Annotated in this window: 21 protein-coding genes and 1 tRNA gene; 18 read left to right on the top strand and 4 right to left on the bottom strand. The window is 68.4% G+C overall.

Annotated features, from left to right (window positions below):
* Window positions 1–3 precede the first annotated feature (3 nt).
* A complete protein-coding gene (locus ACP699_RS07575) occupies window positions 4–2,802 on the bottom strand; it encodes a hypothetical protein (RefSeq protein ID WP_426170383.1) in 2,799 nt (932 codons plus the stop codon).
* A gap of 23 nt (window positions 2,803–2,825) precedes the next feature.
* The gene (locus ACP699_RS07570; protein WP_426170380.1) at window positions 2,826–4,649 is read right to left on the bottom strand and encodes an HSP90 family protein; all 1,824 of its coding nucleotides are present in this window, start codon (window positions 4,647–4,649) and stop codon (window positions 2,826–2,828) included.
* A gap of 195 nt (window positions 4,650–4,844) precedes the next feature.
* Here ACP699_RS07570 and ACP699_RS07565 point away from each other — a divergent pair.
* The 9 genes from ACP699_RS07565 (at window position 4,845) to ACP699_RS07525 (ending at window position 10,536) form a co-directional block, all read left to right on the top strand.
* Window positions 4,845–4,917, top strand: a tRNA-Trp gene (locus ACP699_RS07565).
* Between the two features lie 40 nt (window positions 4,918–4,957).
* On the top strand, window positions 4,958–5,230 hold the full coding sequence (gene secE / locus ACP699_RS07560; RefSeq protein WP_017829147.1) for a preprotein translocase subunit SecE: 273 nt from the start codon (window positions 4,958–4,960) through the stop codon (window positions 5,228–5,230).
* Window positions 5,231–5,272: 42 nt separating this feature from the next.
* The gene (nusG, locus tag ACP699_RS07555) at window positions 5,273–6,316 is read left to right on the top strand and encodes a transcription termination/antitermination protein NusG (RefSeq protein WP_426170378.1); all 1,044 of its coding nucleotides are present in this window, start codon (window positions 5,273–5,275) and stop codon (window positions 6,314–6,316) included.
* 228 nt (window positions 6,317–6,544) lie between these two features.
* The gene (rplK, locus tag ACP699_RS07550) at window positions 6,545–6,976 is read left to right on the top strand and encodes a 50S ribosomal protein L11 (RefSeq protein WP_017829145.1); all 432 of its coding nucleotides are present in this window, start codon (window positions 6,545–6,547) and stop codon (window positions 6,974–6,976) included.
* An 11-nt stretch (window positions 6,977–6,987) separates the two neighbouring features.
* Window positions 6,988–7,677: a 50S ribosomal protein L1 gene (gene rplA / locus ACP699_RS07545; RefSeq protein ID WP_017829144.1), complete on the top strand. Its 690-nt coding sequence runs from the start codon at window positions 6,988–6,990 to the stop codon at window positions 7,675–7,677.
* Window positions 7,678–7,850: 173 nt separating this feature from the next.
* Window positions 7,851–8,672 (top strand): amino acid ABC transporter substrate-binding protein, encoded by an 822-nt coding sequence (locus tag ACP699_RS07540; protein WP_055865483.1) that lies wholly within the window; start codon window positions 7,851–7,853, stop codon window positions 8,670–8,672.
* 3 nt (window positions 8,673–8,675) lie between these two features.
* Entirely contained in the window at window positions 8,676–9,341 is a 666-nt protein-coding gene (locus ACP699_RS07535; protein ID WP_055865481.1) for an amino acid ABC transporter permease, read from the top strand.
* Window positions 9,328–10,131: an amino acid ABC transporter ATP-binding protein gene (locus ACP699_RS07530; protein WP_288969825.1), complete on the top strand. Its 804-nt coding sequence runs from the start codon at window positions 9,328–9,330 to the stop codon at window positions 10,129–10,131. Before ACP699_RS07535 ends, ACP699_RS07530 begins: the two co-directional genes overlap by 14 nt.
* 48 nt (window positions 10,132–10,179) lie before the next feature.
* Complete coding sequence (locus ACP699_RS07525; protein WP_426170373.1) at window positions 10,180–10,536, top strand: iron chaperone; 357 nt, start codon at window positions 10,180–10,182, stop codon at window positions 10,534–10,536.
* A 6-nt stretch (window positions 10,537–10,542) separates the two neighbouring features.
* Here ACP699_RS07525 and lysE read toward each other — a convergent pair whose 3' ends face one another.
* Window positions 10,543–11,205: an L-lysine exporter gene (gene lysE, locus ACP699_RS07520; RefSeq protein ID WP_288969826.1), complete on the bottom strand. Its 663-nt coding sequence runs from the start codon at window positions 11,203–11,205 to the stop codon at window positions 10,543–10,545.
* A gap of 70 nt (window positions 11,206–11,275) precedes the next feature.
* Here lysE and ACP699_RS07515 point away from each other — a divergent pair, with 70 nt between their 5' ends.
* The 6 genes from ACP699_RS07515 to ACP699_RS07490 all read left to right on the top strand — a co-directional run bounded on the left by ACP699_RS07515 (window position 11,276) and on the right by ACP699_RS07490 (window position 15,390).
* Complete coding sequence (locus ACP699_RS07515; protein WP_055865468.1) at window positions 11,276–12,175, top strand: LysR family transcriptional regulator ArgP; 900 nt, start codon at window positions 11,276–11,278, stop codon at window positions 12,173–12,175.
* 177 nt (window positions 12,176–12,352) lie between these two features.
* Complete coding sequence (locus ACP699_RS07510) at window positions 12,353–12,973, top strand: SipW-dependent-type signal peptide-containing protein (RefSeq protein ID WP_055874070.1); 621 nt, start codon at window positions 12,353–12,355, stop codon at window positions 12,971–12,973.
* A gap of 7 nt (window positions 12,974–12,980) precedes the next feature.
* Complete coding sequence (locus tag ACP699_RS07505) at window positions 12,981–13,598, top strand: SipW-dependent-type signal peptide-containing protein (protein ID WP_127482877.1); 618 nt, start codon at window positions 12,981–12,983, stop codon at window positions 13,596–13,598.
* Window positions 13,599–13,640: 42 nt separating this feature from the next.
* Window positions 13,641–14,258 carry a signal peptidase I gene (locus ACP699_RS07500; RefSeq protein WP_055865458.1) on the top strand — a complete coding sequence of 206 codons (618 nt, stop codon included), beginning with the start codon at window positions 13,641–13,643 and terminating at the stop codon, window positions 14,256–14,258.
* Window positions 14,255–14,893: a hypothetical protein gene (locus ACP699_RS07495; RefSeq protein WP_426170369.1), complete on the top strand. Its 639-nt coding sequence runs from the start codon at window positions 14,255–14,257 to the stop codon at window positions 14,891–14,893. The genes ACP699_RS07500 and ACP699_RS07495 overlap by 4 nt, the downstream gene beginning before the upstream one ends.
* The gene (locus ACP699_RS07490; RefSeq protein WP_426170367.1) at window positions 14,890–15,390 is read left to right on the top strand and encodes a hypothetical protein; all 501 of its coding nucleotides are present in this window, start codon (window positions 14,890–14,892) and stop codon (window positions 15,388–15,390) included. Before ACP699_RS07495 ends, ACP699_RS07490 begins: the two co-directional genes overlap by 4 nt.
* Before the next feature lie 29 nt (window positions 15,391–15,419).
* On the opposite strand, the gene ACP699_RS07485 is transcribed toward ACP699_RS07490, so the two are convergent.
* A complete protein-coding gene (locus ACP699_RS07485; RefSeq protein WP_017829132.1) occupies window positions 15,420–16,100 on the bottom strand; it encodes a YqaJ viral recombinase family protein in 681 nt (226 codons plus the stop codon).
* Window positions 16,101–16,417: 317 nt separating this feature from the next.
* On the opposite strand from ACP699_RS07485, the gene ACP699_RS07480 reads away from it, so the two are divergent.
* From ACP699_RS07480 to rplL, 3 genes are all read left to right on the top strand, one after another.
* A complete protein-coding gene (locus ACP699_RS07480; RefSeq protein ID WP_210697856.1) occupies window positions 16,418–17,395 on the top strand; it encodes a hypothetical protein in 978 nt (325 codons plus the stop codon).
* Between the two features lie 426 nt (window positions 17,396–17,821).
* Window positions 17,822–18,310 carry a 50S ribosomal protein L10 gene (gene rplJ / locus ACP699_RS07475; protein WP_017829129.1) on the top strand — a complete coding sequence of 163 codons (489 nt, stop codon included), beginning with the start codon at window positions 17,822–17,824 and terminating at the stop codon, window positions 18,308–18,310.
* A gap of 48 nt (window positions 18,311–18,358) precedes the next feature.
* Window positions 18,359–18,742, top strand: coding sequence for a 50S ribosomal protein L7/L12 (gene rplL, locus ACP699_RS07470; RefSeq protein ID WP_017829128.1), 384 nt, complete (start codon window positions 18,359–18,361; stop codon window positions 18,740–18,742).
* Window positions 18,743–18,757: the final 15 nt, after the last annotated feature.

The raw sequence follows: 18,757 nt of genomic DNA, 5'->3' as shown, positions 1-18,757 counted from the left end.
CGCTCAGCTCTCCAGCTGCGCGCGGATCTCGGCGGCCTCGCCGTGCCGACCGAGCGCCTCGAACACGTTGCCGAGCTCGAGGGCGGCCACCTGCATCAGCGGCGGGTGGCCGGCCGCGTGCTCGATGGCGCTGCGGTAGACCGGCACGGCGTCGGCTGCGCGGTCGTTGCCGGCGAGCACACGAGCCGCGAACAGCTCTGACCCTCCGGCGGATCCGACGTCGCCGAGTGCCGCGAAGCCGTCGGCCGCGGTGAGGGCGGCCGAGACCGCCTCGTCGACACGGCCGAGCTCGGCCAGGGCACGCGCCCGCGAGTCGGTCACATCGGCGAGCAGCCACCCGGCCTCGTGCTGCTGTGCGAGAGCGGCGACCTCGTCGAAGAGGCCGAACGCCCGCTCGTCGCCGCGCCCGCCGTAGGCCTGACCGAGGCTGTGCAGGACCTCGGTGAGGGCACCGACGGCATCGGGCGCGCGCCGCACGATCTCGGTCGCGGACTCGAGCAGGGCGATCGCGTCGTCGTGCTCGTCGAAGCGCGCGAGGATCTTGGCCTGCTCCGTCATCGACATCGCCTGATCCGCGTGCTCCTCGGCCTGTCCGAACAGCTCGGAGGCGTAGCCGTGCGCGCCGACGGACTGGCCGAATTCACCGGCCGCGCTCAGAGCCCGTGCGAGCATCGATGCGGTCATGGCGCGGGAGCCGGCGGGCACCTCTGCCTCTTCCTCGCGCTGCAGCACGTCGCCGAAGAGCTCAGCGGCCTCCTCGGCATCGCCGACACGCAGCATGGCGCGCGCCAGACGGAAGTCGAGGCCGGTCGTGTCGCCTCCCGATTCGCCTCCGAGGCGGGCGGCGAGGCGGTAGCGCGAGACGGCCTTCTCCGGCTCGTCCGCGTCCTCCCAGAGGGCGCCGGCGAGCAGGTGCGCGTCGCCGAGAGCGCGGGTCGCCCCCAGCTCGGCGAGCAGCCGACAGGCCTCATCGGCGTCGACCGCGCCCTCGACGTAGGCGCTGCCGCCGCCGCGCACACGTGCGCGGGTCTGCAGCGCCTGCGCCCGGTGGCCGGTGCTGAGGTCGTCCTGCGCGAGGAGACGGTCGAGCAGTGCGCTTCCCGCTTCGAGGTCGCCCTTGCTCAGCACGGCGGAGATCGCCAGCAGCGTCGTGGTGTTCGTCAGCCGGGTGTCTTCGGCCTCGGCGAAGGACCGTGCGGCCACCTCGGCGTGATCCAGCGCGGCGTCCGGTTCGCCGGACTGCAGGTGCAGGGCGGCACGGCTGATGGCGAGGTCGCCGCGTGTCCAGGCGGGGAGGTCGTCCGATGCGCCGATCTCCTCCTCCAGCGCGGCAGTCGTCTCCGGGGTGTTCAGGCCGAAGGTGGCAAGGCCGATGCGCTCCTCCAGATCGGCCTGCGCGTCACGGCCGGCCGCCCGCAGCGCGGCGACACGCTCCGGCAGCAGCTGCAGGGCCTCTTCTGCGCGATCGAGTGCGATCAGGATCCCCAGGCGCATCGAGAGCAGCTGCGCGCGCTTGGCGGGGTCTTCGACCGCGAGGGCGTGGGGCAGGGCCTCGAGGGTCTCGTGCTCCGCACCGAACTGCGCGAGCTGCATCGCCCGCTCGAACCAGCCATCCGCGTCCACAGGAGTGGTGGTGGGGGCGGGGGCCACGAAGGCATCCGAACGGATCGGCACGTCGTACTGCTCGTCCGCGAGCGCGCGCATCCGCTCGAGGCTGCGCGCGTGGCCGTCCGTCCCGTCCCGTCCGTCGAAGCCCGCTCCGATCCGCTCGGCGGCGGCCCACGCTGCGGCCGCGAGGTCGGCGGCGCTCCAGGCGCCATCGTGTTCGCCGAAGAAGGGGACGAGGGCTGCCGACTCCGCACCGCGCACCGGGGTGTCGCCGTGCCCGACGGCGGTGACCCGGTCGAGCGCCACGGCGAGGGCGGCGAGGGCCGCGAAGTGCGCGTCGACGTTCAGCCCGTCGTGCGCGAGCCACGCGATGTGCTTCTCGACCAGCGCCAGAGCGCGGGCCTCGTTGCCTGTGACGGCTGTGAACACGATGTTGTTGGCGACGATGCGCAGGTTGTCGGGGTTGTCCTTGGCCAGCCGGTAGCTGCGCAGGTGCGCGGTCTTCGCCTCATCCAGGCGTCCGGCGCGCAGGTAGGGCAGCAGCACGCGCGAGAGGGCGTGCTCCGGCTCCTCGCCGCAGGAGAAGCCGCCCTCGATCATCTCCTCGACGAGGACGATCGCCTCCGCGTCGCGATCGGTGTCGGCGAAGAAACCGGCGATCTGGCTGCGCCCGCACGCGTCGCAGTGGCTGTGGTCGTCGCGCGGCGTGGCCTCCAGCTGCACCCGCAGTGCCTCGGCCTCATCCATGCGGCCCGCATCCCAGGCATCTTCGAAGCGGGCGGTGAGCACGCCGCTGACGCCGAGGCCCGCCGCACGGTAGTGGGATTCCATGTCGTCGAGCACGGCGGCGATCTGCTCCTGCGAGAACGCGGGGGAGGACCGCAGCGACGACGCCATCCACTTGAACTGCCACATCAGGTCGGCGCCGCCGTTGTCGAGGTCGGCGGGGAAGCGCTGCGGGTCGGCGTCGTGGTGGGCGAGGCACCATGCGAACGAATTGAGCATGACGTCGGTCGCGCCGTTCATGTTCGCCGACGCCGTCTGACGCATCCGTGCCTCGTATTCGAGACGCTCGTCGCCGATCTCCACGGCGAGGGCGACGGCCTCGGCGACCAGGGCCTGCTCAGCGGGCCCCCAGGGGGTGCGATCGATCTCCTCGATCAGCTGCTGGAAGCGCTTCTTCGGACGTGCCATGGACGGAACCTTTCGGGGAGGATTCAGCGGGCGTCGCCGAAGGGGATGGTGTCCCCCTCCAGACCGGCCGAGAGTGAGACGAGGTCGGCGAGGGCGCTGGTCATCAGAGCCCTGTCGGCATCGGCGAGCGGGTGGTGTCCGGCGAGCAGCGCCTGGATGTAGAGCAGCTGCACCGTGCGGGCGAACACCGCGTCGTCCTGCACGCGCACCAGGGCGCGCACGACGCGGTTCGACCAGTTCAGGCACAGCCGAGCCCGCAGATCGTCCTCGCGCGCGGAGGACAGGGTCTGGTCGATGCGATCCAGCACGCCGCCCCACAGGGCGCCGGTGATGCCCTTGGTGCGCCCGCGATCGATCGCCCGCAGCACCTCGGGGTCGGCCACGTAGAGCCCGGCCAGGTCGGGGCGGTCGATGGAGCGCACGACGACGGAGCAGTCGGATGCGGCGAGCACGGCACCGGCGCGCGCCTCGAGGGCGACGGCGGCGTCGCGGTCATCGAGGGGAGGCGGGTCGAGCCGGTCGAGTTCTCCCGTGACGTCGACCTGCTCGACCGTGACCTGCGGGTAGAGGTCGGGCAGCATCCGGATCAGGTCGGCGTCGTAGAGGTAGCCGCCGTTGACGAGCACCTCGTCGGAGGGGGAGATGCCGGCCACCTGGCGGAACTCGTCCACCGTCTGCGCGTACCGGATGTGCGGGTACCGCTCGACGAGGTCGCCGATGCGCAGGGTGCCGTGTGTGGTCTCGACGGTCAGCCAGCGGGAGATGAAGCGGGCGAGCTCCTCGTCGTGGCGCACCAACGACTTGAGCCCCACCTCGTGCACGGCGACGAACTGCGCGAGGCGGTGCGGTTCGCGCAGCCCCAGCTCGAGCACCCAGCGGCGGATGCCGGCACCCAGCTGCTCCCGCACGCGTTCGAGCGCGGCGTCCTCGACGAGCGATTCCCGGCTCGCGGTCGGGGCGAGGCCGGTGGAGTCGATCACGGCGCGCACGAAGAACGCCCAGTCGGGGAGCACATCGTCCACGCGCTCGGAGAGCAGCATCCGCCCCAGGTACATGCGCGTGGCCTGGCGCGCGCCGGGAGGCGGAGCGAAGGGCAGTACGTACGCCAGGCCGCGGGTGCCCGTGGCGAGCTCGCTCAGCTCGATAACGTCGAGCGGACTCGCACCGAGGAGGTCCCGCCCGTAGCCCACGGCCGCCTCGGGATCCTCTGCCGCGTCGAGGAACGGCGCATCCCTGGTGATGTCGATGTCTCCGGCTGCGGTGTCGATCGTCACGCGCACCGGGAGGAACTCACCGAACGTCGTCGCCAGCTCGTGCACCGCCGCGGGGCGCAGCAGCTCGTCGGCGTCGAAGCGCGGGACGAGGTGCACGCTGGTGCCGATCGGCAGCTCCTCGTCGATCTCGGCCACCTGGAACGTGCCGTCCGCGCTGCCCGTCCACTCCACCGAGGCGCCGCCGCGGGCGCTGCGGGAGCGGATGACGATCGTGTCGGCGACCATGAAGCAGCTCAGCAGGCCGATGCCGAACTGGCCGAGGTAGTCGCTGCGCGGGAGATCGAAGATATCGCGCTTGGAGCTGCGGCCGACGGTCGCCAGCAGATCGGCGACCTCCGTGAGGGTCAACCCCACGCCGTCGTCGCGCAGCACGAACTCGCCGCTCTCCGCGGTCAATGGGGTGATGCGGATGCGTCCCCCGCCGCCGTCGACCTCGCGGCGGGCGGTGATCGCATCGCGGGCGTTCTGCAGCAGCTCCCGCAGGTACACCCGAGGGCTGGAGTAGATGTGCCGGCTGAGCAGATCGACGACTCCGCGCAGATCCACCTGGAACTGCTGCACTTCAGCGCTCACCGGCGCTCCCTCCTCCTGCATACGCTCGCTGAGCCTAACAAGAACACGCCAACGCGATCCCGGTTCGGCACCACCGGATCGATGCCGTATGCTTGAGGGGCAGTTGTTGTCTGCATTCTTTCGCCATGCCTGGGGTCTTCCGATCACGGTCACGGTGGCAGAGTGGAGAGAACACCCCGAGACCTCCCGGTCTCTAGGGCGGTAGCTCAATTGGCAGAGCAGCGGTCTCCAAAACCGCAGGTTGCAGGTTCGATTCCTGTCCGCCCTGCGCGTCAGCGCAACGCTGACACACGAAAGGTACATTCAGGATGGATCAGGACGAACCGCGCGGCGAGGTCGTCGCGGCCGGCGCCACCCGCGAGAAGACGGGCAACCCCTTCTCCCGGTTCTTCGGGAGCATCGCCCTGTTCATCCGCCAGGTCATCGCCGAGCTCCGCAAGGTCGTCACCCCGACTCGCAAGGAGCTGTTCAAGTTCACCGGGGTGGTGCTCGTCTTCGTTCTGATCGTCATGGGCATCGTCTACGGCTTGGACACGCTGTTCGCGTTCGTGACGCACTGGGTGTTCGGAATCCCTGGCTGATGACCCCCGCGGCTCACACCGCAGCTATGGAGAAGAAACAACGTGTCTGAACGATATTCCGACGACGCCGACTGGGCGACCGCCGCAGAGCAGTCCAGCGAGGAAGACGAAGCCCAGGAGGGCAACGTGCTCGCTGAGGAAGAGCTCTCGGTCACCCCGGCTGAGCACGTCGCGGTCCACGTCGAAGACGAGGACGGCGAAGAGGATGACACGGTTGACACCGACATCGACATCGACGACCCGGAGGCGGACGCGATCGTGAACGACGCTCTCAACCTGGACGAAGCGGCTGAGTCTGAGGCTGCCGCTGAGGTCCTCAACGAATCTGTGGCCGAAGAAGTCGCCGAGCTGGATGCTGCGGCGGCCGAAGAGGTCACCCCGTACGACGGCCCCGAGCTCGGCGCCGATGCCGTGCAGGGCGACGAGGACTCCTCGACGGACGACGACGACGAGGATGCTGAAGAAGACCCCTACGAGGCCTTCCGCATGGACCTCCGCATGCTCCCGGGCAAGTGGTACGTCATCCACTCCTACGCCGGTTTCGAGCGCAAGGTGAAGGCCAACATCGAGCAGCGCAAGTCGACGCTCGAGGTCGAGGACGAGATCTACCAGATCGAGGTCCCGATGGAAGACGTGGTCGAGATCAAGAACGGCCAGCGCAAGATGGTCACCCGCGTGCGCATCCCCGGCTACGTGCTGGTGCGCATGGAGCTCACGGAAGACACCTGGTCGGTCGTCCGCCACACCCCGGGCGTCACCGGCTTCGTGGGCAACGCCCACAACCCGACGCCGCTGCGCTTCGAAGAGGCCTTCAACATGCTGAAGTCGCTCGTCGAGGTCAAGGACGTCCCCACCGCCAAGAACATCGCGTCGAAGGGCGGCCTCGCCGTCGCTCGTCCGCTCCCGGCCGAGGTCGACTTCGAGGTCGGCGAGACCATCACGATCAAGGAGGGCTCGTTCGCGGGTCTTCCCGGTTCGATCAGCGAGATCAAGCCCGAGAGCGGCAAGCTCACGGTGCTCGTCTCCCTCTTCGAGCGCGAGACCCCGGTCGAGCTGTCGTTCGACCAGGTCACCAAGATGATCTGACACCCCTCCTCACGAGAACGGCCGTCCCTTTCGGGGCGGCCGTTCTCGCGTCACCGCCGGCATCGCCCGCACGCTCGGTGGCCTTCGGCGGCGAACGGTCTCCCGATCGGGTAGACTTGTGTGGTTTGTGCGGCGCTTCGGCGTGCGCGCAGACGACCACGGTCCGGAAACGCCGGATCTGTGGGAGAAGCGGGTGCTCCGGCATCCGATTCGATGAAAGGAAAGAGAATGGCACCGAAGAAGAAGGTGACCGGCCTGATCAAGCTTCAGATCAACGCCGGTGCAGCCAACCCGGCGCCGCCGATCGGCCCCGCGCTCGGTCAGCATGGCGTCAACATCATGGAGTTCTGCAAGGCGTACAACGCCGCGACCGAGTCGCAGCGCGGCAACGTCATCCCCGTGGAGATCACCGTCTACGAGGACCGCAGCTTCACGTTCGTCCTGAAGACCCCGCCTGCCGCGGAGCTCATCAAGAAGGCCGCCGGCGTCCCCAAGGGCTCCGCGACCCCGCACACCGTCAAGGTCGCGAAGATCACCAAGGACCAGGTCCGCCAGATCGCCGAGACCAAGCAGGCTGACCTGAACGCCAACGACATCGAGGCCGCGATCTCGATCATCGCCGGCACCGCCCGTTCCATGGGCATCACGGTCGAGGGCTGAGGAGAATAATCATGGCTACCAAGTCCAAGGCTTACAAGGCTGCCGCCGAGAAGATCGAGGCAGACCGTTTCTACACTCCGACCGAGGCCGTCGCGCTCGCGAAGGAGACCGGATCGTCGAAGTTCGACTCGACCGTCGAGGTCGCGCTGAAGCTCGCCGTCGACCCCCGCAAGGCAGACCAGATGGTGCGCGGCACCGTCATCCTGCCCCACGGCACCGGTAAGACCGCCCGCGTCATCGTCTTCGCCACCGGCCCCGCGGCCGAGGCAGCGATCGCCGCAGGTGCAGATGAGGTCGGCGGCGCCGAGCTCATCCAGAAGGTCGCCGATGGCTGGACCAACTTCGACGCCGCCGTCTCCACCCCGGAGCTCATGGGCCAGGTCGGTCGTCTCGGAAAGGTGCTCGGACCGCGTGGTCTGATGCCGAACCCGAAGACCGGCACCGTGACCCCGAACCCGGCCAAGGCTGTCGAGGAGATCAAGGGCGGAAAGATCGAGTTCCGCGTCGACAAGCACGCCAACGTGCACTTCGTCGTCGGCAAGGCCTCCTTCACCGCTGAGCAGCTGAACGAGAACATCGGCGCAGCGCTCGAGGAGATCGTCCGCCTCAAGCCGTCGAGCTCGAAGGGCCGTTACATCCAGAAGGGTGCGGTGTCGACCACGTTCGGCCCCGGCATCCCGCTGGACGTCAACTCCATCTGAGTCTGACTCGCACAAACGCCCCCGGGTTCTCCCGGGGGCGTTTTTGCGTCTTGGGGGCTCCTGCGAAACGAAACGTCATCGGATGCGGCGAACCGCCCCGTGCCACGTACTGTGGGGGAGTTCCCGCGACGGTCGCGTAAACTCGCACCGCGCTTCACACCCCAGGAGGGTTCATGTCCCGTCGTCTCATCGCCGTCACCGCACTCGTCGTCGCCGCCGCGGCTCTGACCGCCTGCAGCGGGTCGAGCACACCTGAGAGCACTGCGGGCAGCGGCGAGAGCTCCGCGAGCTCGGAGTTCGGGCTCGCGAAGGACGGCACGCTCACGGTCGGGACCGAGGGTACCTACCGTCCCTTCAGCTTCCACGGCGACAACGGCGCCGGCGAGCTGACCGGATACGACGTGGAGATCATCGAAGCCGTCGCCGACAAGCTCGGCCTCGAGGTGAAGTTCGAAGAGACCCAGTGGGACGCGATCTTCGCGGGCCTCGACGCGGGTCGGTTCGACGTGATCGCCAATCAGGTCACGATCAACGACGAGCGCGAGGCGAAGTACCTCTTCAGCACGCCGTACACCGTCTCTCCCGGCGTGATCGTCGTGGCCGAGGATGACGACACGATCTCGTCGTTCGCCGACCTCGACGGCAAGACCACCGCGCAGTCGCTCACGAGCAACTGGAACGACCTCGCCGCCGAGTCGGGCGCCACGGTCGAGGGTGTCGAGGGCTGGGCACAGGCCGTCGAGCTCCTGCGCCAGGGACGGGTCGATGCGACCATCAACGACAAGCTCACGTTCCTCGACTACGAGACGACCAACAGCCCGACCGGTCTGAAGATCGCGGCGGAGACCGATGAGGCGGGCGAGCAGGCATTCGCCTTCGCGAAGGACAAGGAAGCCCTCGTCACGGCGGTCGACGCCGCGCTCGACGAGTTGCGCGCGGATGGCACGCTGGCCGAGATCAGCAAGAAGTACTTCGGCGAAGACGTCTCCCAGTAGCCGATGGAGAGTCCCTGGCAGCTGTTCCTGGACGCGCTCGGGCCGATCGCCTGGGCGGGTCTGACGGCGACGGTGCCGCTCGCGCTGGCATCGTTCGCCCTGGGGCTGCTCATCGCCGTCGGCATCGCTCTGATGCGGATCTCGGTGAACCCGATCCTCTCGGGCGTCGCTCGGTTCTACATCTCCGTGATCCGCGGGACGCCGCTGCTGGTGCAGCTGTTCGTGATCTTCTACGGCATGCCGTCGATCGGGATCACGATCGACCCGTGGCCGAGTGCCATCATCGCGCTGTCGCTCAACGTCGGCGGTTACGGTGCCGAGGTCGTCCGCGCCGCCATCTTGTCGGTCCCGCAGGGGCAGTGGGAGGCTGCGTACACGGTGGGCATGAACCGCACCCGCACGCTCACTCGCATCATCCTGCCGCAGGCGGCGCGCGTGTCGGTTCCCCCGCTGTCGAACACGTTCATCTCGCTGGTGAAGGACACCTCTCTCACGTCGCTGATCCTCGTGACCGAACTGTTCAAGGTGGCGCAGCAGATCGCCTCGACCACCTACGAGTTCATGGTGCTCTACCTCGCCGCCGCGCTGGTCTACTGGGTGTTCTGTCTGGTGCTGTCGTTCGGCCAGAGCGCTCTCGAGAGGAGGCTCGACAGCCGTGTCGCGCACTGACAACACTTCAGAGGCTTTACTCACCGCCCGTGGCCTGCGCAAGAGCTTCGGCGACAACGAAGTGCTCCGCGGCATCGACCTGACGCTGCACCGCGGCGAGGTCGTCGTGCTCATCGGGCCCAGCGGTTCGGGAAAGACCACCGTGCTGCGTGCTCTCAACGGCCTCGAGACACCGGATGCCGGCACCATCGTCGTCGACGGCGGCCCCGAGATCGACTTCGCCCCGGAGGCCAAGCCCTCGTCCCGCGTGCAGAAGCAGAAGCGGCTCGCGCTGCGCGACCGCTCGGCGATGGTGTTCCAGCACCACAACCTCTTCCCGCACCTCACCGTCCTCGAGAACGTCATCGAGGGGCCGTGGCGGGTTCAGGGTCGACCGAAGGCCGAGGTCGTGGTCGAGGCACTCGCGCTGCTTGATCGCGTAGGTCTCGCCGACAAGGCGGATGCGCGTCCGCATCAGCTCTCGGGCGGGCAGCAGCAGCGTGTCGGCATCGTGCGCGCGCTCGCTCTCAAGCCCGATCTGCTGCTGTTCGACGAGCCGACCAGTGCGCTCGATCCCGAGCTGGTGGGGGAGGTGCTGCTCGTCATCAAAGAGCTCGCCGACGAGAACTGGACCATGGCGGTCGTCACCCACGAGCTGAGCTTCGCGCGCGAAGCTGCGGATCATGTGCTGTTCATGGACGGCGGCGTGGTGGTCGAGCAAGGGCCGCCGGCCGCGCTCTTCAGCGCCCCGCAGCACGAGCGCACGAAGCGGTTCCTCACCCGCATCATGCGTCCGCTCGACGGCGCCTGAATCCCGCTGACCCTCGCCCCGTGCGCGGATCGGTGACAGGATGCCCTCGTGGGAACCATCGACGACTACCTCGCAGACCTCGCCGCCGCCGATCGTGACGCGATCGATCGTGTCTATGCCGTCGCGCGCCGAGAGGCGCCGGATGCGGAGCAGGGCAAGGGGTATGGCATGCCCGCGCTCGTGCACGGCGGCAAGCCGTTGCTCTCGGTGATGCGCGCCAAGAAGCACATCGGGATCTACCCGTTCAGCCCGGATGCCGTCGCCGCTGTCGCAGGCGTTCTCGACGGGTATCCCGGGGTCAGCGTGGACAAGGGGACCATCCGGTTCCAGCCCGAGCACCCGATTCCGAGCGAGGTCCTCGAACGCCTCGTCCGTGCTCGGCTCGCCCAGATCGACGGCGCATGAAGCCGATCAGCCCCCCAGGACGGGCAGCACGAGGCTGATCGCGATCGTCATCATGACCACCGCGATCACGGCGTCGAGGATGCGCCACGACCGCGGCGTGCGCAGCCAGCGTCCAAGGTAGCGCGCCCCGAACCCCAGCGCGGTGAACCACAGGAGGCTGGCAGCCATCGCTCCGGCCGCGAACAGCCAGCGCTCGTCGCCGTGCGTGGCCGCGATGGACCCGAGCATCAGCACGGTGTCGAGGTACACGTGCGGGTTGAGCCAGGTGAGGGCGAGGGTGGTCAGGATCACGGGGGCCAGCCGGCTGCGGGTGAGAGTCGCGCTCACGCCACCGGTCGCGCGGGAACCGGGGGACGCGGCATCCGTCGCGTCGACCTCGAGCTCCTCGCCCCCTCGCCAGGCGCGACGGGCGGCCAGCGCTGCGTAGGTCAGCAGGAACAGGGCCCCCGCCCAACGCGCGACCACGACCAGCCAGGGCGCGGCGGAGAGGACGAAGCCGAGTCCGGCGACGCCCGCGGCGATGAGCGCCGCATCGGAGAGGGCGCAGATGATCACCACGGCGAGGACATGCTCGCGCCGGATCCCCTGACGAAGCACGAAGACGTTCTGCGCGCCGATCGCGACGATGAGGGAGAGGCCTAGTCCGAGGCCGGCGAGAGCGGTGAGCATGGGTTCAGCCTAGGAATCGAGATACATGAAGTGAAGCGAAGATTCCTATCGCACCATTAGCATCACTAATGTGCGCATCGATCCGGAACTCGCGACCACCCTCGCCGCGATCGTCGACGAGGGGACGCTGGATGCCGCGTCGAAGCGGCTGCAGATCACCCCTTCGGCAGTGAGTCAGCGGTTGAAGACTCTCGAGCAGCAGCTCGGTCGCATCCTGGTGGTGCGCACCAAGCCCGCACGGCTCACCGAGGCAGGGGAGGCCATCGTGCGTCTCGCCCGACAGGTCGCGCTCCTGGAGCACGACGCGCTCGTCGGTGTCGGCATCGATGAAGCAGAGGGCAATCGGCGGATCACGATACCCCTCGCGGTGAACGCCGACTCGATGGCCACATGGTTCCTCGCCCCGCTGGCACGACTCTCCGCGCGACACGACATCGACTTCGACCTGCATCGCGACGATCAGAACTTCACCGCCCGCCTGCTGGAATCGGGCACCGTGATGGCGGCTGTCACGAGTGAGGAGAGCGCCGTCTCCGGGTGCTCGGTGTCGCCTCTCGGCGTGCTCGAGTACCGGGCTATGGCCGAGCCGGCATTCGCCGCGCGCTGGTTCCCGGAGGGAGCGACCGAGAGCGCCCTGTCTGCGGCGCCGTTCGTCGACTTCGATCGCAGGGACACCCTGCAACACGAATGGCTCAGGGAGATGTCGGTGGCGCAGGAGGGAGTGCCCCGGCACTACGTCCCCGCATCCCACGACTATGCCCTCGCCGTCACGCTCGGCCTCGGCTGGGGCATGGTCCCGGTGCTCCAGGAATCGAGCGGGCTCGTTCCTCTGGGCGGACCGACCCTTCGCGTGCAACTGTTCTGGCAGCAGTGGAACCTGCGCTCGGACCTGCTCGACACCATCGCCGCGGAGATCGCCGCCGAGGCGCGACGGGTTCTCGGCGGCGCCCCGGCCCGTCGATCGCGATAGGGCACGGCGGGCGGGGAGTCGATTCTGCGCGGGATGATCGAATCTCGTGCGCGAAATCGCCTTGTTCTGCGGATGGGGCAACGAGAGGATGGCGCAAACGCGCAGATGCGGGGTCGTTGAGGGGCGACCGGAACACAGGCATTCGCGTGGCTCACGAATTCCTGAGGGGGAAGCGACATGGCAACCAAGGCAACCCAGCGCAAGGTGTTGGCGGTACTGGCGGGCGGGCTCGTTCTCGGCGTCGGCACCGCCGTGACGCTCGCGGCCTGGAACGACTCCGAGTTCGCGAACGGCACGTTCACCGCCGGCGCGTTCAATCTGCAGGGCTCTACCGACGGCACCGCGTATGCCGATCACGACTCGGCCGGCAGCGCGGCTACTCTCGCGTTCACCCTGCCGGCCGGACTCGTGGGCAACATGTCGCCGAACAGCTCGGTCTATGCCGGGTTCTGGGTGCGTCTCGCAGCCGGCACCACCAGCGGCGCCGATCTCGTCGCCGATGGCACCACGGCCGATGCCGCGGCCACGTCGAACTCCGACCACCTGTCGTACTCGATCTATCAGTTGGCGCCGGGAGCGACCTGTGATGCGGCATCCGCGACAGGAACACCGGTGGCGACCGGGACGACACTCGACCTCCAGACCGGCGTCACCACCGTGCCGCTCACCGCGGGGGCGACCTCCACGGATCCGGGAACGGCCGTGCAGCTGTGCTTCAAAGTGACGGCGGACGCCGCGCTCGAACCGAGCCTGGTGACCAACGCCACCTGGAAGTTCACGGCCACGTCGACGAACTGAGCATGTGATGATCACCCGCAGAGAAGTGCGGGAGAGGCGGCGGCTGCGCTCTCGTCGACTGCGAGCGGTCCTCGCGGGAGGGGTCGTGCTCGGCATCGGCGTCGCCGCCACGCTTGCCGCCTGGAACGACTCCGAATACGGATCCGCCAGCTTCACGGCCGGGAAGTTCGACATCGTGGGTGCGGTCGACGGAGCCACGTTCTCGAACCACGCGACCGCGGGCACAGCCGCGACGCTGAACTTCCAGCTCGTTCCGACCGCGATGGCACCGGGCAACTCCACCTATGCGCTGTTCAGTGTGAAGACTGCTAATCCGTCGGTGGCGGGAACCGTGCAACTGATCGCGGGAACACCGACAGGCACCGGGCTCGCGGCGCATCTCACGTACGGCGTGCGCACGATCGCCGGAACCACCTGCAACTCGACCACGTATGCGGCAGGGACCGCGGTCGTGGCGGATGGTTCGGCCCTCACCGCGGGCGGCGCGACGACCCAGGCCGTGACCGCGAACGGGGCCACCCAGGTCAACTACTGCTTCGCGGTGACGCTTCCGCTCGCCGCTCCGAACGCGGCACAGGGGCTGACGATGACGCAGACCTGGCAGTTCCTCGGGACGTCGTCGTAGTCGCAGCAGCAGCGAGAGAAGGCGCACGGAGAGGAGGACGAGATGACGACCCCGACGACACGGCGGAGCCTGCGGGAGGCGGCCCCGTTCCCCGCCCCGGCGGATCCGCACCCGACCGCCGAACACGTGCGCACCCGGCTCCGCCCCGGGCGGCTGATCGGCGACGTGCTGCTCTGGATCGCCGCGGTGGCCGGTACGGTGTGCATCCTGCTCGTCGTGCTCGCATTCACCGCACAGATCACGCTCATCATGTTCCGCACCGGTTCGATGTCGCCGACCATCCCGGCAGGATCCGTGGCCGTGGTGCAGCGCATCCCCGCGGCCGAGATCGGGGTCGGGGACGTGGTGACGGTCGATCGTCCTGGCGAGCTGCCGGTGACGCATCGCATCACCACGATCACGCCGGGACCGAGCGCTCAGGAGCGGGTGATCACGATGCGCGGCGACGCGAATGCCGCAGATGATCCGTTCCCCTACACGGTGTCGTCGGTGCGGAAGGTGCTGTTCTCCGTTCCCGGGATCGCGCTGATCGTCGCCGGGATGGGCGACCCGATCGTGTTGGGAGCGCTGACGGTCGCCGCGACCTCCCTGGTGGTGTGGGCGTTCTGGCCGCGTGGGCAGCGTCGGTCCGCTCACGATCCTGACGGGAGCGGACCATGAGGCTCGCGGTCGTCGTCGTGCTGCTCGCGGTCCTCGCGCTCGCGATGCCGACCGCCGCATGGGCGGCGCCCACGACGCAGGTCATCCAGGGCTCGATCCTCCGTCTCGTCTCGGTCGCCGACTGGGCGGCGGCCGGCAGGCTGCTGCCAGGGCAGCCGGTGGAATGGGACATCGCGGTGAGCGCCGATGCCCCGGATCCGGGAGTCGTGCGGATCGCCGTCAGCGCGACGGGTGAGGCGCAGCTGCTCCTCGACGTCTCGACGTGCCCCGAGGCCTGGACCGAGACAGGATGCCCTGGTGGTGCGACCGCGCTGCGCGTGGGCTGGAGCATCCCGCGCGACGGGGTCGAGGTTCCGCTCACGCAGATGGCGGACACCGAGACGGCCCACCTCCGTCTCTCGATCCTCCTCGATCCCGCAGGGGGCTCCGGTGCCGGCAGCACCGATGTCCGCGTGCACGCGCAGGGGGCAGGCGAGACCGTGGTCGCGGGGTCCGGTGGCGGGCTCGCGACGACGGGACTGCCACCGGGAGCCGCGAGTGCCGTCGTGGTCGGAGCGGCGCTCGCGTTGTCGGGGGCGGTGCTCGCGGTCCGCCGTCGCAGAGGCGCGGTGCCCGAGGCGGGGAGGAGGACATGAGGCGCAACGCGCGTGCCCGCATCCTCGCCGGCGTCGTCGGGCTCGCCGTGCTGGTCGCGGTCGGGTCAACGCCCGCCGTGCAGATGACCGACGCCGCCTTCACGGACAGCGAGTACGCCGCCGGGTCGTTCACGGCCGCGACGCTGGCGAAGCCCGTGGTGACCTCGTGCACGGTGACGAGCTTCTTGGGCACCTTCACGGGCTTCACGATCACGTGGACGTCGCCCTATCCGAAGGTGCAGCAGCGCTTCTCCATCAACAACGTCGTCGTGGATAACAACGCCAACGTCACGCAAACCGGATCAGGGCCCTACACGTTCTCGTCCACGATCAGCTCGGGCGTGCTGAACACGTTGCTGGGGAGTCTTCTCGGATCGACCAATGCGGTCAAGGTCGAGGCGACCTACAGCGGAACGTCGTGGACCTCGACTCCGGCGACGCGTTCGCTCTCGGTCGGCGGTCTCCTGGGGCTCGGCGGCAACAACACCTGCACCTGAGCGGTGCGTCGCTCCGGTCGGATGCCTCGTCAGTCGGCGAGTGCCAGCGCGCGGAAGGCATCGCGTTCGCGGAGCTGTTCGCGACGGCTGGCGGCGGCATCCGTCATCCGGCTCGGTACCTGCTGGCCGGTGGTGCGTCGGTAGAGCTCATCGATGAGGTCGGTGGCGAGGCCGACGAGCTTCGCGATCTCGCGGTCGTCGCGGTCGATCCAGACGCAGCGCGGCTCATCGTGGATCGGAGCGAAGTCGACGTGCTCCTCCCACACGAACAGGGTCCGTTCGGCTCCGAGCACGTGCTGCTGCCACCAGACCTGGCGCAGGTAGGTGCGGGGGATGCCGCGGAAAGCCTTGTTCGTGGTCTTGATCTCGGCGAGCTTCACGCGCCCGTCCGCGTCGACCGCGATGCCATCGGGGGTGGCGAGGTGGCGGTGCTCGACCTCGGCGCGGAACAGCGCCGAGGAGGGGAGGATGCCGTGGGTCGCCGCGACCCATGCGGCGATCTCCGGCTCGCGCCGACGACCGTGATCGGTGTAGGCGTTGCCGCCGAAGCGGGGCCCTCCGCCCAGTTTGGAGTCGGCCGCCCTGGCGATCGACTTCTCCGAGGTCAGTCCTGCCACATCGGTGGCGGTGATGCCCCGCGAGCGCGCCCTCAGCCACGCCACGCGGTCGCGGGAGTCCGCGACGATGCGTGCAGAGAGTTCCGGTGTCACCCTTCGACCCTAACCCCGCCCGCCGACCCTCCCTCCCGTACACGCCGCCCTCACGCGTCCGCCCCCCCGCATCCGCGTACCCCTCCCGCATCCCAAGGTGGTCGCCGAAACCCACGGTGGTCGCCGAAACCCACGCCCGCAGTCGCGTGGGGGCATGGGTCTCGGCGATAAGCATGGGTCCGGGTGCCGCCAGGCGGTCAGGAGCTCCTCTGCCTGTCGTTCTGCACGGCGGCGATGTGAAGCGACTTGTCCGCACCTCTCGGAAGTTCGAGTCTTCGCGATGCGGGTGGCGCGCGCGACGAGTGAGGATCGAGTTCATGCGCAAGTCCGTCACCATCGAAGAAGCGCGCCGGCTCCTTCTGGCCAGAAGCGATGTGCTCGCTCGAGGGGTATCTGAGCGCGAACTCCGTGCCATGGTCGACAACGGCTCGATCGTGCGAGTGCGTCGCGGCTGGTATGTGGATTCAGCGGAGTGGGAGCAGCTCTGGACCGAAGGTCGCCATCTGATGAAGGTGCTCGCCGTGCATCGGGAATCCGCCGGCGGTGGTGCCGCATTCTGCTTCGCCTCGGCGGCCGTGATCCACGGACTCCCGCTCTATCGGACTTCGACGACGTACGTTCACGCGGTTCTCGGCCCGACGAGTCGAAGCAGGGTGAAGTGGGGCGTCGCGAGGCACGACCTCACACTTCGTGAGAGCGACCTCGTGGAAGTCGAGGGCATCAGATGCACCTCGCTCGAGAGGACCGTGCTCGATCTGGCGTCCCGGCTCACGCCTGAAGCGGCGATCGCCGTCGCCGACGCGGCGCTGCGGCGCATCGCCGTGCGCAGACACGAGCAGGACCATATCGCCGCCGCAGAGTGGAGGGACGAACTCGGGAGGCGGGCGCAAGCCCTCTCGAACCGGGGCATCCGTCAGGCCCGAGAGGTGATCGCGTTCTCGGATGGCCGCGCCCAGCTTCCTGGAGAGAGCGTGAGTCGTCTGCACCTTCACCGACTCGGGTTCACCGAGGTCGATCTGCAGTCGCGCGTCACCGGACCGCATGGCGAGGACTATCGGCTCGACTTCGCCTTTCGGGGAGCGCAGACGTTCGGCGAGTTCGACGGGCGAGGAAAGTACCTCGATCCGACGTTGCGTACAGGGATGTCGGCGGAGGCCGTGGTGCTCGCGGAGAAGCATCGGGAGGATGCGATTCGCGGTGTCACCGGGTGGCGGATCGTCCGCTGGGGATCCGAGCACCTCGTCACGTCAGATGCTCTCGGCGCGCGGCTCGGTGCGTTCGGCCTCCGCCCCTGATCCCGGGCTTCGAGACCTCTCGTGCGCTGGCCCGCGCCGCGCGCTCCTGTGCGCCACGTCCCCGAGACCCATGTGTGCCGCCGAGGCCCACGCTCGGATGCGTATCGAAGTGTGGGCCTCGGCGGGGAACGTGGGTCTCATCAGGGCGCGTGGGTCTCGTCAGGGGAGGGGGGAGAGGGAGAGGGACGGGGGCGAGTGGATTTGGGGGGAGAGGTGCGGGTGGGGTACAGTTATCTCGAACCGAAGACCGCTGGTCATCGTCGTGTGCGAAAGCGCGCAGCGATCGAAGCTCTGCACAGCAGGGGCCCGCGCAGGACACGAACTTTCCAAAGCTCCGTGCGCTTGCGCCGGAGCTTTTCTCTTTGCAGGTGGTCCAGGTCGGCGCCTCACCACCGTGCGGCGCCTCGTACACACCAAGGAGTGACCATGGCGCAGAAGGATGCATCGGTCGCCGAGCTCACGAAGTCATTCGAGAACTCGACTGCCGTTCTGCTGACCGAGTACCGCGGTCTGACGGTTGCCCAGCTCAAGGAGCTGCGCAACAGCATCCGTCAGGACGCTGAGTACGCCGTGGTGAAGAACACGCTGACCAAGATCGCCGCCAACAAGGCTGGCATCTCCGCGCTGGACGACGACCTCAAGGGTCCGTCGGCTGTCGCGTTCGTGCACGGTGACTTCGTCGCCACCGCCAAGGCTCTGCGTGACTTCGCCAAGGCCAACCCGCTTCTCGTGATCAAGTCCGGCATCTTCGAGGGCAACGCCCTCACCGCGGACGAGGTCAACAAGTACGCCGCGCTCGAGAGCCGTGAGGTTCTGCTGGCGAAGGCTGCGGGCATGATGAAGGCGACGATGGGCAAGGCTGCCGCCACCATCGATGCTCTTCGCGAAAAGCTGGAGACCGCAGAGGCCGCGTAAGCGACCTGCGATCTCGTCTACAAACCCCATCTATCTAGGAGATACATCATGGCGAAGCTTTCCACCGAGGAACTGCTCGAGCAGTTCGCCGGCCTGACCCTCATCGAGCTCAACGAGTTCGTGAAGGCGTTCGAGGAGAAGTTCGAGGTCACCGCTGCTGCTCCCGTCGCCGTCGCCGGTGCTGCGGGTGGCGCAGGCGCTGCTGAGGCTGAGGAAGAGAAGGACTCCTTCGACGTCATCCTCGAGGCTGCTGGCGACAAGAAGATCCAGGTCATCAAGACCGTCCGCGAGCTCACCTCGCTGGGTCTCGGCGAGGCCAAGGCTGTCGTCGACGGTGCCCCGAAGGCTGTCCTTGAGGGCGCCAACAAGGAGACCGCCGAGAAGGCCAAGGCTGCTCTCGAAGAGGCAGGCGCAACGGTTACCCTCAAGTAATCGCGACGCTCACGC

The organism is Microbacterium sp. DWRC1-3, assembly GCF_049896645.1.
GTDB classification, from domain to species: Bacteria; Actinomycetota; Actinomycetes; order Actinomycetales; family Microbacteriaceae; genus Microbacterium; species Microbacterium maritypicum.
The sequence above is the reverse complement of the archived record's forward strand: the minus strand, read 5'-3'. Positions and strand labels throughout refer to the sequence as shown.